Origin of the sequence: Rickettsia endosymbiont of Orchestes rusci, from assembly GCF_964030945.1 — a bacterium.
Lineage (GTDB): Bacteria > Pseudomonadota > Alphaproteobacteria > Rickettsiales > Rickettsiaceae > Rickettsia.
Map to the genome: position 1 here is coordinate 210,541 of NZ_CAXIQG010000001.1, position 15,343 is coordinate 225,883.

The window sequence follows — 15,343 nt, forward strand, 5'->3', positions numbered from 1 at the left end:
GTCATTCCGTGGCTACGACCACGGAATCCAGCTTATAATATCATAAAAAGACTCTAAAATAAGTCTAATATGGCTTTATTTTCCTGGATGCCGTGATCAAGTCACGGCATGACACAGCCTTTTTTCAACGTTCGTACAGTAGTGCTTTAGGTGCGGAATCCAGACTTTTTATAGAATAGGTGATATGGTTGTAAATAGAATAGTAAAAAAAATAATAAGATGAAATTTTGTTGTCAAAATTTTCCTAGTAAAAAAGATGGTAGGTTTATATCCCTTTATGATACTAGGACCGAAGAAACAATTATTGAATATTACCCACCTCATCGGGAATATATGACCGTGCATGGAAAAGACATAGGTTGTTATATACAGCATAATCCATTAAGATATGGACAGATTATAACAAACAGCATCAAAAAAATGTTCGAAGTCTTTTGCAGTTTTTCTAATTTGATTTTTTAATTTAAACCAATAATGCTCAATTGGATTTAAATCAGGAGAGTAAGTAGGTAAAAATAAAATACTACAACCTACAGATTCTATTAGCTCTTTGACCTTGGAATTCTTATGGAAATTAATATTATCCATAACAACCACTTGACCTTGTTTTAATTCTTTGATCAAAAAATCTTCAACATAACTCTTAAAAATTAGTGTATCACAAGTCCCTTCAAAAACTATTGGAGCTATTATTTTACCATTGCAAAGCCCTGCTATCATACTTACTCTTGTTTTATGTTGGTAAATTTTCTTATCGTAATATCTTTTACCTTTTAGGCTATAACCGTACTCCAAGCATGCATTATCTTCTATTCCGGATTCATCCATAAACACTAAATCTTCTTTTGAAATAGTTTTGATTCTAGCTATAAAATCATTCCTTGCTCCATCGTCCCTTTTGGGGTGCGTAAAAGTTTTTTTTATAACTATATCCTAGTGCTTTTATACCTCGCCAAATTGTCGTTGCTGACCATTTATTTGATATTTTTGCTAATTCTTTTAGGCTTTTATCGGCATTATTATCTATAAATTCCTTAAACTCCGGCATATTTGTTAGCTTTTTATTATGACCTTTTTGATAGCCTACTCTCGGCTGAATATCTCCTTCTTTCTTTTGAATAGCTTGCCATTTGTATAATGTTTGCCTAGATATATTTAATAACTCCTTAACTTTACTTACTGACTTAACTTTATCTATTAACTCTAATGCTTTTGTTCTTAGTTCGTATGGATATGCTCGGACCATCTCTTTCCTTTTTCGCACATAGATTTACTTATTTTATGCTACTTGTCAATACCTTAATGGATTATGCTATACAATATTGCCCATGGTGTGATACTAATTTACCAAAAGAACTTTCAGATGAATGGTATGATATTTTAGAGAATGAATATAATATTACTGATCCAATTGGAGAAGAGAGAAGTAAAGTACCAGCTGAATTTTGGACAGGCGAATGGTGGAAGAAGCGTGGGTTGTAAGGACTATAGCAGATATGAATTAAAGATTTTAAAAATAAATAAATCGGTAAGGAATCTCTAAGGTCGCTTGGAAGAGGCTAGCGTTAAAGCAGCTAAAACGACTCCTTGTCATGCTGAACAAGTTTGCCGCATCTAATATAAAAAGATCCTGAAATAAATTCAGGATGACTATTATTTTCTAGATTGCCGCGCTCCGCGCAAATGCGGTTTTGTTGCATGGCTCGAAATCCTTATAAAAAAACACCGTCATTGCGAAGCCACGAAGTGGCTGCGGCAATCCAGGCTATCCCGAATGTAATGAGGGATTTAATTAGAATACTAAACAAGTTTAGTATAAAAATATGTTTATACTTGATTGCCGCGTCGGCATAAATGCCTCCTAGCAATGACGTAGAGTTTTTGATCCACGCAACAACGCCTCCAGTCGCTCGCAATGACGATTCCGGTAGCCATGCAATAACGCTCCGCCTTTAGCTAGAATGACATCGAAAATTCGAGCCATGCAGCAAAGCCATTACCTTATGGGGAATGAATTATAACAGTTTAGCGGACAGTAAGAATTAAGAAAAAAAACCGATTAATAAAATTGGCTATCCCAATAATAAAGTTAACCGGGCGAAAGCTAGACTTTGTGCTGCGTTCTCTAGTCCGATATGTTTGTGAATTTGTCCGAAAATGTCGAATGGTGCATTCGATTGGATTTGAACCAACGACCTTTGCCTTCGGAGGGCAATGCTCTATCCAGCTGAGCTACGAATGCTTATATGTTAGGTAAGTACTAGCAGCATGTAAATTTAAGTTAAAGTATGGAATTAAAATAAATACTGTTTTAATAAATCAAAGCCATACGAATTAATCACTATGCTTTTAATATAATTTAAATCTATTTTTTCATTTTTTATCGGAATAGCTAATTCAAGATTTTTTAATTTATTCAGACTTAATTTCCTAGAGTAATTATATCGCCATTGATGATTTTTAAGTAATACGGCTATATATAATAATAAATATGGATTATATTCATCTTTTAATGTTAATACAGCATTATCTCCGCTTGTAATAAAATCATCAATTTGAAAAAATACCTCTCCTACGCTTCCATTCATTGCAATAGACAGGCATTTACTTTTAAAATTTGGCTCTTCATCTGTAAATTGAGACACACCATTATTTAATGAGGTTGTAGTTACATACGGGACATTACCTTGTAAATTTAAAATATTCTGAGGTAATGATGTTTTTTTCTCAACATAACATAACATATGAACCTTTATAAGTTGAATATTTTTATTTTCTTGGATTTTATCTTTTAATTTTACCTCGGGAACTAAATTTTTTAATGTATCTTTAATTTTAAACTTAAGCGGTTCATATTTTACAAATTTTAAATTTTGAATCCTCCGACCAATTAACATTCTTGAAAAGCTAAATTTCCATTTAATCATATTGATTTGAGATGCATAAAAATAAATTTCTTCCTCTTTCATAGGTATTTTTGGTACTAAAACAACTAAACCACTACCACCGTTACCTCTAGGTAAAAAAGGTGGTTTTTGAATTGTTGCTTCACAAAAAGATGATATACAAATACATGCTCTATCAAAAATTTTATCTTTTTCTAATGGTGTAACAAATCCAACAATCGAATTCTCATAATCGCCATTTGTAATAAATGGGATATTTCCTTCTTCGTAATGTTCAAATCCTTTGGATTTAGCATTCTCTATATGAAATAAATTGTCTATGTTGAGCATGTTACCTATTTATTTTTAATAATATAGCAAGCACAACTTTTGATTAAATCTTCAATTCCATTTTGGATTTCTTCTAAAGTTGGAATTTTACCATCAATATAGTTTTCTGGTACTAATTCTATATTTTTATCGTTTTTATCTAATAAACATATTTTTTTAACTTCTGGAATATCTTTAAAATTAAGATTTTGATTAATCATAAATGCTTTTAACTCTAATGTCATATCAGGAACTTTAGAGTTTTTAATTCTTTTCCCCTTTTTCATTTTGTAACCGTCATAAGTTATTCTAACAAAAAATACTTTTTGGCTATCAAAATTATGAGGAATACCTTTTTTTACAAAAACACCAATTGTTCCTACACTTGCCGATGGATTAAATAAATCTTGAGGAAAAGTTACAACTGATAAAAGAGTATTATTTTTTAATAATTCTTTTCTCCAATTCTTAAGAGAAGCTTCAATCATCACTGAAATTGGAATAATAACAAATAACATTCCTCCATCTTGCATTTGAGATAAAGCATAATCAATAAAATGACTTTCTTTTTCATCTCCCTTTTTTAATGCGAAAGGAGGATTCATTAAGACTTTTGTAATTAAAGGATTGTCATTTTGATTACCATTCCTTTTTTCATATTTACCACTTGTATATAGGCCTGTATTTATTTTTAATATATTCTTTTGAAAACAATTACCTTCACTGATATTGTTTCTGCCGTCACCTCTAAAAATCATATTAACAAGTGCAAGAGCTACAACCTCATCATCCTGTTCTATGCCAAATATATTATAATTCTTGAATGTATCTATTTGACTTACATTAGAATTACTTTTAACATAATCAAAAGCAGCTACCAGAAAACCACCGGTTCCACAAGCAGGGTCAAAAATATAATCACTATATTTAATATCTAAAACTTCCGTGGCAAATTGAGCAATATGTCTAGGAGTTAATACAATTCCTATTTCTTTAGCACCGTTTCCATATTTTAAAAACTTTTCATAAAATTTGCCTAAAATATCATTGCCGGATGCCATTGCATTTTTAATATCTAATGTTTGCAGCTCTTTTAACACCTCAATGATAGCTCTTCTATACTTAATATGATTTTCTTTACTAGGTGGCACCTCTAACTTAATGAAATCAAAAAAATGTTGTTTATTAACTTCGTTTAACTTTTGTTCTATTAAATTATTTATATTTTTTACAAGTGTTGTTGTATTATCTGTCCTTAAATTAATTTCTTCATTTAAGGATAAAGATAAAATTAAACCGGCAATAAACCTAGCTCTTTTATTTTTATTAACTCCGGCATTATGCAATATTTTGTTTATATTTTCAGCTGAGCTTAAATATTTTTCTTCCGGAAAATCTGGAAATTCTAGCCAATTAGGGGTTTTATTTATTAATAGATAATTAACTTGCTCCTTTGATAATAAAGTGTTTTTATCTTTTCCATTAAATAAAACCGTATCCCATTTATTATTATGTAGATATTGATTTATTACCGTATATCCGTCAGTATCATTACCCGCAATACCGGTTGCAATAATACATCTGATTTTAGTACTTTTATTGATTTTTTGAGCATATTGATTTTTAGCCTCATCTAACGCCTTATCAATATCTTTTTTATCTCTTTTACTTTCGATAACCCATAAATCACACTCATTAAGCTTGATAATAGCTTCAGGCATGTCTCTTATTAAAACATTTTTAATCTCTAAATTAGAGAGTGATTCATTTTGTTTATATACTTCTCCATTCGGAACTCTAGCAGGATTTTTAACAATCCAACCTAGCTTTTCTAATTCATTTTTTATATAAGAATAAGCGTCCACTTCGCTATTTTTAGGGATGTTTGAATGCATAATATAAATATTACTCTCAAATTTAATTAGTTTTATTCTTTTTAGTGATAACCTTTAAATTTACTTATGCAGTATTATAACATAATTGCTTATATGCTGCCAAGAGATACTTATCTTAATTATTTATTCATGAAAATATAGGAGAAATTTTACCACAAAACTCCTTGTACAAACGTATTTTTAGTGTATAATGCTCATCTTTTTTAGAAATATATTTTTTTCTTAAGGTTAAACTGCTAATTATGAAATATTTGATAGTTCAAAGTAACCTTAATGCTATTAATTATAACCAATCGGTAATAAAAGATTAAATAAATTTCATTTTTATGAAGAGGATAATCATTTATAAAATTACTCTAAATTAAGCTGCTGCTTCATTGCTTTTACGGTATTCTTTAGTAAAAAAGCAATAGTCATAGGACCGATTCCACCGGGGACGGGAGTGATATATTTTACTTTATTTACGACATGTTCAAAATCAACATCGCCGACAATCTTATTATTAGATAATCTAGTAATTCCTACATCAATTACCAATGCACTTGAATTAAAATATTTCGCCGTTAATTGCAAAGGTGAGCCTATAGCAGATATTACTATGTCGGCTTTAGAAGTTATAGAACTTAAATTTTGTGTTTTAGAGTGGCAAATAGTGAGGCTGCAATTTTCTTTTAACAGTAAAGCGGCGAGTGGCTTACCGACGATATTTGAGCGTCCTATAATCACCGCATTTTTGCCCGGTAAATGTTTCTCATATTTTTTAATTACTTCAAGGCAACCAAGAGCGGTGCAAGGAACGAATCCCTTATTTAATCCGCTATGTAAATAACCGACATTTAAAGGATGGAAGCCGTCCACATCTTTATGAGGCGCAACCCCCGATAAAATACTTTCTTTGTCTATATTAGTCGGCAGCGGTAATTGCACGATAATCCCCGAAATTTTAGGGTCATCGTTTAATTGATTAATTTGTTCTATTAGCTCACTTGTCGGTATTGTTTCCGGCAATTTTAATTGTAGGGTATCCACCCCTATTTTAGTCGAGCTTCTTACTTTGTTTTGTACGTATATATTACTTGCGGCGTTATCGCCTACCATTATAATAGCGAGCTTTGGAGAAATACCTAGATTGTTTTTAATTGCCTCAATTTCTAATTTTAATTCGGCTAATATTTTGTTGGCTAAATACTTCCCGTCAATTATGTTATTCACTATTTTCTTACTCATTTATAGGTTTTATTGCTTTATTAGAAATATAGCTATGTAATCAAGTTTTTGAGGTCATACCTAGCTAGAGCATTGTTACGTGGATAGGTAAAGCGTTCTCGATGTCATTCCCGCGCGGGCGGGAATCCAGAAAAATACTTTTTAAGTCATCCTGAATTTATTTCAGGATCTTTTTCAAGAGATGCTGAAACAAGTTCAGCATGACAAAGAAATGCCCGGATTCCCGCCTACGCGGGAATGACATCGAAAATTCGAGCCATGCAACAACGCCCCGCCTGCGCGGGAATGACATCGGTTTTTAGGTATTTCCCCTTCTACTTTTTTTACTCTTTCGCCGAAAATTTAGTAGTAGAATACTCAAAATGCAAAGCTTTGCCGTCAAATACTTTGCTATAAGCATGGTGAAGACTGCTTGCAGCTTCGGCAAAACCGGTAAGAATTAATTTCAGCTTTCCGAGGTAACTTGCTATATCGCCGATCGCATAAATGCCGGCAATATTAGTTTGGAAATAAGGAGGTTCTACTTCAATATGATGAAGTCTAACATTTAGCCCCCACTTAGCAATAGGTCCGAGTTCCTGTTTAAGGCCAAAAAACGGTAATAAAATATTAGCGGTTAATAAACGAGTATTACCATGCAAATCTTTTACGCAGACCTTTTCAAGTATGCCGTTATTTCCTTGTAAAGCATCTAGTTGATAGCCGATAACTAACTCAATTTTACCGCTATCTGCTATATTTTTTAGTTGTCGCAAACTTTCACTTGCTGCCCTGAATTTATCACGCCTATGTACTAAATATATTTTCCTAGTGATCTCGGAAAGCGAAATAGCCCAGTCAACGGCCGAATCGCCGCCACCGGCTATTACTATTTCTTTATCCTTAAAGCTATTGCGGTTATTTACAAAATAAAATACCGATTTATTTTCAAATTCTTCAATATTTGCTAAAGGTGGTTTATTCGCTCCGAAGGAACCGGCACCGGCGGCAATGATAATAATCTTACCTTTGATAGTAACATTTTTTGAAGTTTTAACCTCAAAAATTCCGTCTTGCTGTTTTAACTCTATAGCTTGCTGGTTAAGGTGATATGTAGGCTTAAAGGGTGCAGCTTGTAACTCTAGTTGTTTTATTAGTTCTTCCCCCATAATTTTAGGGTGAGCAGGTATATCATATATAGGTTTTTCAGGGTAAAGAGTAATACATTGCCCTCCTATTATTTCTTGAGAGTCGATAATATGACATTTCATACCTAATATGCCGGCTTGAAAAATAGTAAATAATCCAACCGGTCCCGTGCCGATTATTATAACATCCGTGCTGTGCATAGTTTTATAGATTTAAATTTGACAGGATTTTATTGTAGAATGAACAAATAATCAACCTTCTTAAAAAATAACTAAGCTTTAATTATAAATTTATTGAAGTTTGCAATATTATAATCGATTATGGTAATGTAAAGATTTGATGTCATTCCCACATGGATACCATAAACGTCATTGCGAGGAGGCATTTATGCCGACGTGGCAATCCAGGAAAAAAAACAGCAAAAAATGCTATGAAAATTATTATTTTCTGGATTGCCACGCCGCTTGCAGCGGCTCGCAATGACGTTGCAGGTATCCACGCAACAATGCCTTCAGTCGCTCGCAATGACGTTTAGGGCATCAACACTATAAAATACACAATGGTTGTCATGCTTAATATTTGTTTAATTATTCTTTTCCTATTTATTTGCTTAATGACTTACCTTTTCATTAAGGCAATAGATGCTTTTACTCAGCTGTTAATATTAAATAGCTTTACAAGCATTATGACGTTATTAATTTGTTTTTGCGGATCGTATCTAAGAAATAGCTCTTATTTAGATATCGCACTTATTTATCTTTTCTTAAGCTTTATAGCAAGTAATGCTTATTTAAAATATTTTTTACATCAATCTAAACAGACTTAAACATGGTCAAAGATATAGCACACGTTATAATACTGGGAAGCGGCTTAAGTGGCATGCTTACGGCACTATCGATGGCAAAAGTCGGTATTAAAACTACTATTATTGAAAGTAAATCTATTACGGCAGCTAATTTCTATAGCGACATAAGAAGTACAGCAATAACTCCCTACTCTCAAAATTTTTTAAATAATCTTGAAATATGGTCAGAGCTGGAAAATTTAGCGGCTGAAATGCAAGATGTGTATGTAGTTGATAATAAAGCACCGGAGATATTGCATTTGAGAAATAAGCTACGATGTCATTCCCGCGAAGGCGGGAATCTGGAAAAGGCTTCCAGTCATCCTGAATTTATTTCAGGATATACTAACAATAAGATGCTGAAACAAGTTCAGCATGACGAACTAGATTCCCGCTTTCGCGGGAATGACATCAACGAGCTAGCAGCTCCTCTTGGATATGTAGTAAAAAATAGTGAGTTTAAAAAAGCTTTAGTGACAAAAATAAAAGAGAGTTCTTTTATTAATCTAATCGATGAATGTGAATATAAAAAAGTAGAAAGCAACCCCGATCACTGTGTTATAACACTAGATAATAATAAGAAAATCACTTGTAATTTACTAATAGTCTGTGACGGATATCACTCGAAAGTTCGCTCATATTATTTTAGTGAGGAAGTAGAAGCATCTTATCAAACGGCACTTACCTTTAATATTAAACATGAAGTAAAGCATGATAATTGCGCCATGGAGCATTTTCTGCCGCTCGGTCCTTTTGCTCTTTTGCCGTTAAGAGATCAAAATAGCTCTTCGGTAATATGGTCTACAGAGCTTACGCAAGCGTCTTTGCTGCAAAATTTATCTGCTGAAGAATTTACATATTTAGTGCAAAGAAATTGCGGTAAGTCTTTAGGCAAAATTACTATTGATAGTGAAATTTCAGCTTTTCCTTTAAAGGCTCGTTTAGCAAATAGGTATTTCCACAACCGGATAGTGCTGATTGCCGATAGCGCTCATATTATCCATCCGCTCGCCGGTCAAGGTCTTAATCAGGGTATAAAAGATATAGAAGCCTTAACAAAACTGATAAATATTACGGGAATAAAAGAAGAAACCTTGCGGCAATATCAGAAATTAAGGCAAGACGATAATTTTATTATGTATAAAATTACTGATGAGCTAAATAATATTTTTTCAAATTATTCAAAAAATTTAAGATGTTTAAGACAAATAGGGTTTAAGGCGATAAATAACTTTAGACCTATTAAAAATTTAATTACTAGTTATGCGATGGGAGAGCGGTGAGCAGTTTTACATGGCTTAAGAATCGTCATTGCGAGCAGCTGTAGGCTGCGTGGCAATCTCATCAAATATCCTGAGATTGCTTCGTCAATTACTATGTAATTTTCCTCGCAATGACGATTTGGTGTCCACGCAGAAATAACATAGAACGTAATTTTATGAGATATGTATGAGTAAAGAAAATTTAAGCACTAAATCATCAATTAATACACCGGAAGGAATAACGAGGCCCAATCCTGAACCGCAAAAAGAACGGCAATCGCAAAATAATAAACCAATAGAAAAAAGAACGCTGAAAGAGGACAAAGCACTTTTCGGTGCTAGAGCCGGTCGTGCTGCACTTGCTGCGGGCGGGGTAGCAGTTGAAATAGTAAAGGGGATCAGTAAAGTTGCCGTTACCCATGATCCTACTCATATAGCAGATGCAGCAATTAATGTAGGAGCAAAAGTGGCAAAAGCTTATGATCCGATTGATAAGCTTCAGCAAGGTGCAAAAATTAAAGAAAAAGGTCCACGAAGCCCTAGTTTAGCTGATAAGGCATTAAATAAAATCAGAACGATGCCCGGTGCTGAAACTGCAGCAAATGTACTAGAAAAAACATATAAAACGTTAGGTAGTAAAGCGGTAAAACGTACGGCTAGAATTGGCGGTGTCATGGTATCGTTAGCTCTTAACCCCACTCCTGTCGGGCTTGGTCTTGCGGCACTTTCTTTATCAGCCGTTGCTTATAATGTCGGAAAAGAAACTCTAGAAGTAAGAGCGGATAAACACTTAGATAGGAAGAAAGAAACCTTAGAAAATATTAAAGCTAATTATGTAAAGCAAGTAGATTTAGTAGTTAGTACTCAAAAAGATAAAGCAAAAGATAGCCCTGCACTTAAAAATTTTCTAGATACTAAGTTACCTAAAATTTATCAAGAAAAAGCTGAACCTGAAAAATTAAATACAACGAGAACTAAAGAGATTTTAAAAGCAGTACGAGATAATGTTTTAGAAGTAACAGCTTTAGTTGCACAAGCAAGCTCTGCAGGTGGTATCATAGCCGGTTTGGCGGCAGGTGTTATTGGTGGAGGAGTTAATATAATAGGTGAAGCTGATAACAAATTAGTACGTATGGAGCAACACAACGCCAAAAAAAATCAAATAAATAATTTAAAAGCATCGATAGGAAATTATGAAAATACGAAAGACTTACTTGAAAAAGAAAGGCAAGCAAAAATAGATACCAAAGCATTAGAAGAGTTTTTAACTACAACCCCTAAAATTGATCAATTAAGTGAGGGACAGTTAAGAGAGCATTTTAATGTAACAAGAGCAAAAGTAGCAGAAAGGCAGGAATTTTTACCTCCGCCTGAAAAAACTAATTATGAAAAAGTTAAATCGGCAGTAAAAGCCGGAGCGGGCTATTTTGTTGAATCGCAATTTGGTGATTTAAAAGAATTATATAGCTCGGATAAAGAAAAATCAAAAAATACTGAGGTGAGTCCCCCTATAGTAAAAGCTGAATCAGCTAAATCGGTTGAAGTAACTAAAGAAAAAGTAAAAGAACAAGCGCATCATATGCAAGAGAGCTTAACACACGGCAACGTTACGGCATATAAACCGAATATCTCTTCACCTATTGTTACTCCTATTAATGCTTCTCATAAAAAACAAAATGAATCATCACGAGGTTAATTTGACGGTAGAGCTAAATTCAGAAAGCTTTAGACAAGATGAATTTGAGGACAAGCCTGCGCAGCGTACTAAAGTACGTGAGTACAGGCGAATGTCGAAAAATTCGCTTGTATCAAGCTTTCTGAATGACGCTGTAACAAAATTTTATAATTATTTAATAAATTATATTTTACCGCCGAGATGCTTATCATGTTCAGAAATACTAAATAGTAAAGGAGAATTTTGCGCTAGCTGCTGGGGTAAGCTTGATTTTATTGCTAAACCGTATTGCCAATTATGCGGTCGTAAACTTGCAATAGCGATTTTAGATAATTTTTGCTGTACTCGTTGTTATAACAACAAACCGAATTATGATTTAGCGCGCAGCTTGCTTAAATTTAATGAATATAGTAAAAAAATAATCCATCAATTTAAATATCAAGATAAAACCGTATTTGCCAAGACTTTCGCAAAGCTGTTATACAATAGATACGGCAAAGAAATTGCCGATATCGATTTAATCGTACCGGTGCCGATGAATAGGTTTAAGAGGTTACTGCGAATGTATAATCCCGCTCATATTTTAGCTCAGGAAATTGCCAAAATAACCGATAAGAATATAAAAGCCGACATATTAATCAAAGCAAAATGGACGAAATCACAAACATTTTTATCTAAAAAGCAAAGGATGAATAACATCAAAAAGAGTATTAAATTTAATAAAAAACACAAAATTACCAAACAAAAAATTTTATTAGTCGATGATGTAATAACTACCGGTACCACTATTGATGAATGCGCTAAAATTTTACGCCGAGCGGGTGCTAGTTCGATATCGGTTATGACAATTGCGATGACATGATATACTCAGATAGAACTTCAAAAATTGCCTTACTCTTTTGCTTTCAAGAATTGCTCTTTCATTTTATCGAGGATTCCTGTACTCACGTACTAAGCTGTACGCTGCACTCCGAGGGCTTTAGACTCCTTGCTCTTTTTGAAGTTGATCTTCGTCTATCAATTTTTCATTTCACAGCAGTATATACCGGCTTTGTTGCATGGTTCGATAAAAGTAGTAGTATGTCATTCTAGCTAAAGGCGGGAATCTAGAAAATTATAGTCATCCTGAATTTATTTTAGGATCTATTAATGAGATGCTGAAACAAGTTCAGCATGACAAGACTGGATTCCCGCCTTTAGCTAGAATGACATCGAAAATTTGAGCTACGCAACAAGACCTCCTTGCAATGACGGGGTAAGATCGAGCCATGCAACAAGACCGTTGCCGGAATAACATCAAATTAATTATGCTTATTTACTTTTCTTGATCCGCATTAGTTAGTATGTTATGTTTTAACCTATAAAAATTTATTATAAATCATATGCCGCAAATTTATTTTAACGGTCCTGTCGGACGAATTGAAGGAGTTTATACAAAATCTGCTTTACAATATGCTCCCCTTGCGTTAGTTCTGCATCCTCACCCGTTATATGAGGGAACTATGAATAATAAAATAGTTTACAACTCATATAGAATTTTAGCCGATAACGGTTTTACGGTACTGCGAATTAATTTCAGAGGAGTAGGGCGTTCTCAAGGTAAATTTGACAATGGTGTAGGTGAGGTAATAGATGCGGCAACCGCCCTTGATTGGCTTCAGCAAAATAACCCTAATAGCGGTATTAATTTAATATTAGGGTTTTCATTCGGTGCATGGATAGCTATGCAGTTGGTAATGCGTCGTCCTGAAATCAATAATTTTATTGCTATCTCGCCGCCGGTAAATAAATATGATTTTTCTTTTCTATCGCCGTGTCCTATCCCCGGCTTTATCTTACAAGGCGATAATGATAGTATCGTATCGGTTGAGGAAGTGCGTAAATTAGCAAATAAATTATCTAAGCAACAATCACATATAAAAGTTGATTATAAAATAGTTACCGGAGCAGATCATTTTTTCCGTTATAAAACTGAAGAATTTACGCAAGCGATAAATAAGTATTTAAAATCAATAGATACTAATACTCACTATCAAAATGCGAATAATAACAAAAATATCAATAAAAGCTCTAATAAATTGTTTTTGTATTAATTTAAGAAGGTCTATTGTTAGGCGTTGTTGCACGGCTCTTTTTGCAAAGTGTTTCGGTGTCATCTAGTTGCTTGACCACGGCATCCCAAAACAAAAAGTCATGCTGAATTTATTTCAGCATCTCTATAATACATCCTGAAATAAATTCAGGATGACGACAAGACTGGATACCGTGGTCAAGCCCACTAGTGTACGAACGTTTAAATAAAGAGGTAAAAATTCTGTCATTCCGTGGCTACGACCACGGAATCCAGCTTATAATATCGTAAAAAGATTCTAAAATAAGTCTAATATGGCTTTATTTTCCTGGATGCCGTGATCAAGTCATGGCATGACACAGCCTTTTTTCAACGTTCGTACAGTAGTGGGTCAAGCCACGGTATGACACCGTACTTGTAATAACCATAATACAGTAAATTATGAGCCATGCAACAACGCCCTATTGTTACGTGGATGACCATATTTTAATAAAAACTAACATTTTATTAAAAATAACTTAACAAAAATTAAATATTCTGTGTATATTCTAGCTTTTAAATAGGAAAAGCTAGAATGAAAAAATATTTTACCCCCTCTATATTGAAATTTATCTATGTAATATTAATTTTTATATATAGTAGCTCATCATACGGAAATGAAAAAATTGAAGCCATACAAGATTATAAACCGATATTCTTACCGGTTTCTACACAAAATAAAAAAATAAAAATCGCTATCCGTTCTTATACGCATTTTTCAGAATCATTTTTTGTTTTAGTAGACCCTTATTCATTCAAGACTGAAATATCCTTAGCTAATAAAGTAACCTTTTCCGGTAATAAAAAAAAGCAGCGTAATATTATAAAAACTTTAAATAAAACTCCTTATTTAAAAGCCTTGAATAAATATAGTTATCCTCCTTATATCCGGCAAAATTACGGTGCTACGGAATCAATGTATAAAAGAAAGGGTTGTTTTCTAACTATTGATATGTGTCCCTCTTCTAAAAGCTTTGAAGAAGATTTTTTTAAAAAATTAGTGGAGCTATCGGATCAATTACATAAGCCGCTACCTATCGCCGTATGCATATCGGGGTTATGGATAGTTAAACACGCGGATGAATTTTTATGGTTAAAAAAACAACAGGATAGCGGTAAATTACAAATAACTTGGGTTAATCATTCCCTTACTCACCCTTATTTTAAGGATGCTCCGTTTGAAAATAATTTCCTGCTTTCTAATAAAAATGATTTTGAAAAGGAAGTTTTTGAAACGGAAAAAATATTATTACAATATAATATTGCGCCGTCGCCTTTTTTCCGCTTTCCCGGTTTAATTTCCGATAAGACATTAGTTATGAAATTAAAAAAATTCGGTCTTATTCCGCTTGGAAGTAAAAGTTGGCTCGCCAAAGGTGAAATTGTAAAAGAAGGCTCTTTTATATTAGTACACGGCAATAGCAACGAGAAAAAAGGTATAGATTTAATTATGCCGATGCTACCAGATTTAAAATTATTGCCTATTCAAAAAGCATTTTTACCGTAAGTTTCCTCATTGCGAGGAGGCAATGCCCGCGTGGATGGTTAAAAGCGCTTAAAACTTGTCATACCGTGGTCAAGCCCACTAGTGTACGAACGTTTAAATAAAGAGGTAAAAATTCTGTCATTCCGTGGCTACGACCACGGAATCCAGCTTATAATATCATAAAAAGATTCTAAAATAAGTCTAATATGGCTTTATTTTCCTGGATGCCGTGATCAAGTCACGGCATGACACAGCCTTTTTTCAACGTTCGTACAGTAGTGGGTCAAGCCGGCTTTGTTGCATGCCTCGAATTTTCGGTGTCATTCCCGCGAAAGCGGGAATCCAGAAAAGTATTTAAGCGAATTATATAGTAAATTTTTATATAATTTTGTTTATTTTAAGTATTTTTCTAGATTCCCGCCTTTAGCTAGAATGACATACTGCTGCTTTATCGAGCCATGCAACAAAGCCCACAGCGGCTCGCCATGACGTTTAACGTTC

16 protein-coding genes, 1 tRNA gene and 1 pseudogene are annotated in these 15,343 nt (G+C 33.5%); 10 read left to right on the top strand and 8 right to left on the bottom strand.

Annotated features, from left to right (window positions below; translation table 11 throughout):
* Nucleotides 1-381: 381 nt before the first annotated feature.
* Nucleotides 382-1,246 (bottom strand): IS630 family transposase gene (locus tag AAHM91_RS01095; RefSeq protein ID WP_342269478.1). Its coding sequence is split into 2 segments (ribosomal slippage): nt 382-921 and nt 923-1,246, totalling 864 coding nucleotides; the frame shifts between segments, so codons are not numbered across the junction.
* On the opposite strand from AAHM91_RS01095, the gene AAHM91_RS01100 reads away from it, so the two are divergent.
* Complete coding sequence (locus AAHM91_RS01100; protein WP_410526150.1) at nt 1,234-1,482, top strand: DUF6980 family protein; 249 nt, start codon at nt 1,234-1,236, stop codon at nt 1,480-1,482. The two genes, AAHM91_RS01095 and AAHM91_RS01100, sit on opposite strands and share 13 nt — an antisense overlap.
* Before the next feature lie 92 nt (nt 1,483-1,574).
* Here AAHM91_RS01100 and AAHM91_RS01105 read toward each other — a convergent pair whose 3' ends face one another.
* Nucleotides 1,575-1,700 (bottom strand): hypothetical protein, encoded by a 126-nt coding sequence (locus AAHM91_RS01105; protein ID WP_341792829.1) that lies wholly within the window; start codon nt 1,698-1,700, stop codon nt 1,575-1,577.
* Between AAHM91_RS01105 and AAHM91_RS01110 the strand changes: the two genes are divergently transcribed.
* Nucleotides 1,699-1,854, top strand: a complete 156-nt coding sequence (locus tag AAHM91_RS01110; protein ID WP_341792828.1) for a hypothetical protein — start codon at nt 1,699-1,701, stop codon at nt 1,852-1,854. The genes AAHM91_RS01105 and AAHM91_RS01110 overlap by 2 nt on opposite strands.
* Nucleotides 1,855-1,861: 7 nt before the next feature.
* Here AAHM91_RS01110 and AAHM91_RS01115 read toward each other — a convergent pair whose 3' ends face one another.
* The 6 genes from AAHM91_RS01115 to AAHM91_RS01140 all read right to left on the bottom strand — a co-directional run bounded on the left by AAHM91_RS01115 (nt 1,862) and on the right by AAHM91_RS01140 (nt 7,665).
* Nucleotides 1,862-1,984 (bottom strand): hypothetical protein, encoded by a 123-nt coding sequence (locus AAHM91_RS01115; protein WP_342269589.1) that lies wholly within the window; start codon nt 1,982-1,984, stop codon nt 1,862-1,864.
* 181 nt (nt 1,985-2,165) lie between these two features.
* Nucleotides 2,166-2,242: transfer RNA gene (locus AAHM91_RS01120), tRNA-Arg, on the bottom strand.
* Nucleotides 2,243-2,294: 52 nt separating this feature from the next.
* Entirely contained in the window at nt 2,295-3,236 is a 942-nt protein-coding gene (locus AAHM91_RS01125; RefSeq protein ID WP_341792826.1) for a restriction endonuclease subunit S, read from the bottom strand.
* Between the two features lie 5 nt (nt 3,237-3,241).
* On the bottom strand, nt 3,242-5,110 hold the full coding sequence (locus AAHM91_RS01130) for an HsdM family class I SAM-dependent methyltransferase (protein WP_342269590.1): 1,869 nt from the start codon (nt 5,108-5,110) through the stop codon (nt 3,242-3,244).
* Between the two features lie 351 nt (nt 5,111-5,461).
* Nucleotides 5,462-6,322, bottom strand: coding sequence for a tetrahydrofolate dehydrogenase/cyclohydrolase catalytic domain-containing protein (locus tag AAHM91_RS01135; RefSeq protein WP_342269625.1), 861 nt, complete (start codon nt 6,320-6,322; stop codon nt 5,462-5,464).
* 338 nt (nt 6,323-6,660) lie between these two features.
* Complete coding sequence (locus tag AAHM91_RS01140) at nt 6,661-7,665, bottom strand: NAD(P)/FAD-dependent oxidoreductase (RefSeq protein WP_342269591.1); 1,005 nt, start codon at nt 7,663-7,665, stop codon at nt 6,661-6,663.
* Between the two features lie 152 nt (nt 7,666-7,817).
* Between AAHM91_RS01140 and AAHM91_RS01145 the strand changes: the two genes are divergently transcribed.
* The 8 genes and pseudogenes from AAHM91_RS01145 to AAHM91_RS01180 all read left to right on the top strand — a co-directional run bounded on the left by AAHM91_RS01145 (nt 7,818) and on the right by AAHM91_RS01180 (nt 15,200).
* Complete coding sequence (locus tag AAHM91_RS01145) at nt 7,818-8,000, top strand: hypothetical protein (RefSeq protein WP_342269592.1); 183 nt, start codon at nt 7,818-7,820, stop codon at nt 7,998-8,000.
* 33 nt (nt 8,001-8,033) lie between these two features.
* On the top strand, nt 8,034-8,291 hold the full coding sequence (locus tag AAHM91_RS01150; protein ID WP_342269593.1) for a monovalent cation/H+ antiporter complex subunit F: 258 nt from the start codon (nt 8,034-8,036) through the stop codon (nt 8,289-8,291).
* 2 nt (nt 8,292-8,293) lie between these two features.
* A complete protein-coding gene (locus AAHM91_RS01155; protein WP_342269594.1) occupies nt 8,294-9,592 on the top strand; it encodes an FAD-dependent monooxygenase in 1,299 nt (432 codons plus the stop codon).
* A gap of 556 nt (nt 9,593-10,148) precedes the next feature.
* Nucleotides 10,149-10,379: pseudogene (locus AAHM91_RS01160) on the top strand (hypothetical protein); the annotation flags it as partial.
* Between the two features lie 889 nt (nt 10,380-11,268).
* The gene (locus tag AAHM91_RS01165) at nt 11,269-12,108 is read left to right on the top strand and encodes a palindromic element RPE3 domain-containing protein (RefSeq protein WP_342269595.1); all 840 of its coding nucleotides are present in this window, start codon (nt 11,269-11,271) and stop codon (nt 12,106-12,108) included.
* A 520-nt stretch (nt 12,109-12,628) separates the two neighbouring features.
* On the top strand, nt 12,629-13,339 hold the full coding sequence (locus tag AAHM91_RS01170; RefSeq protein ID WP_342269596.1) for an alpha/beta hydrolase: 711 nt from the start codon (nt 12,629-12,631) through the stop codon (nt 13,337-13,339).
* 552 nt (nt 13,340-13,891) lie between these two features.
* Nucleotides 13,892-14,863 (top strand): polysaccharide deacetylase family protein, encoded by a 972-nt coding sequence (locus AAHM91_RS01175; protein WP_342269597.1) that lies wholly within the window; start codon nt 13,892-13,894, stop codon nt 14,861-14,863.
* A 208-nt stretch (nt 14,864-15,071) separates the two neighbouring features.
* On the top strand, nt 15,072-15,200 hold the full coding sequence (locus tag AAHM91_RS01180; protein ID WP_342269598.1) for a hypothetical protein: 129 nt from the start codon (nt 15,072-15,074) through the stop codon (nt 15,198-15,200).
* Nucleotides 15,201-15,343: the final 143 nt, after the last annotated feature.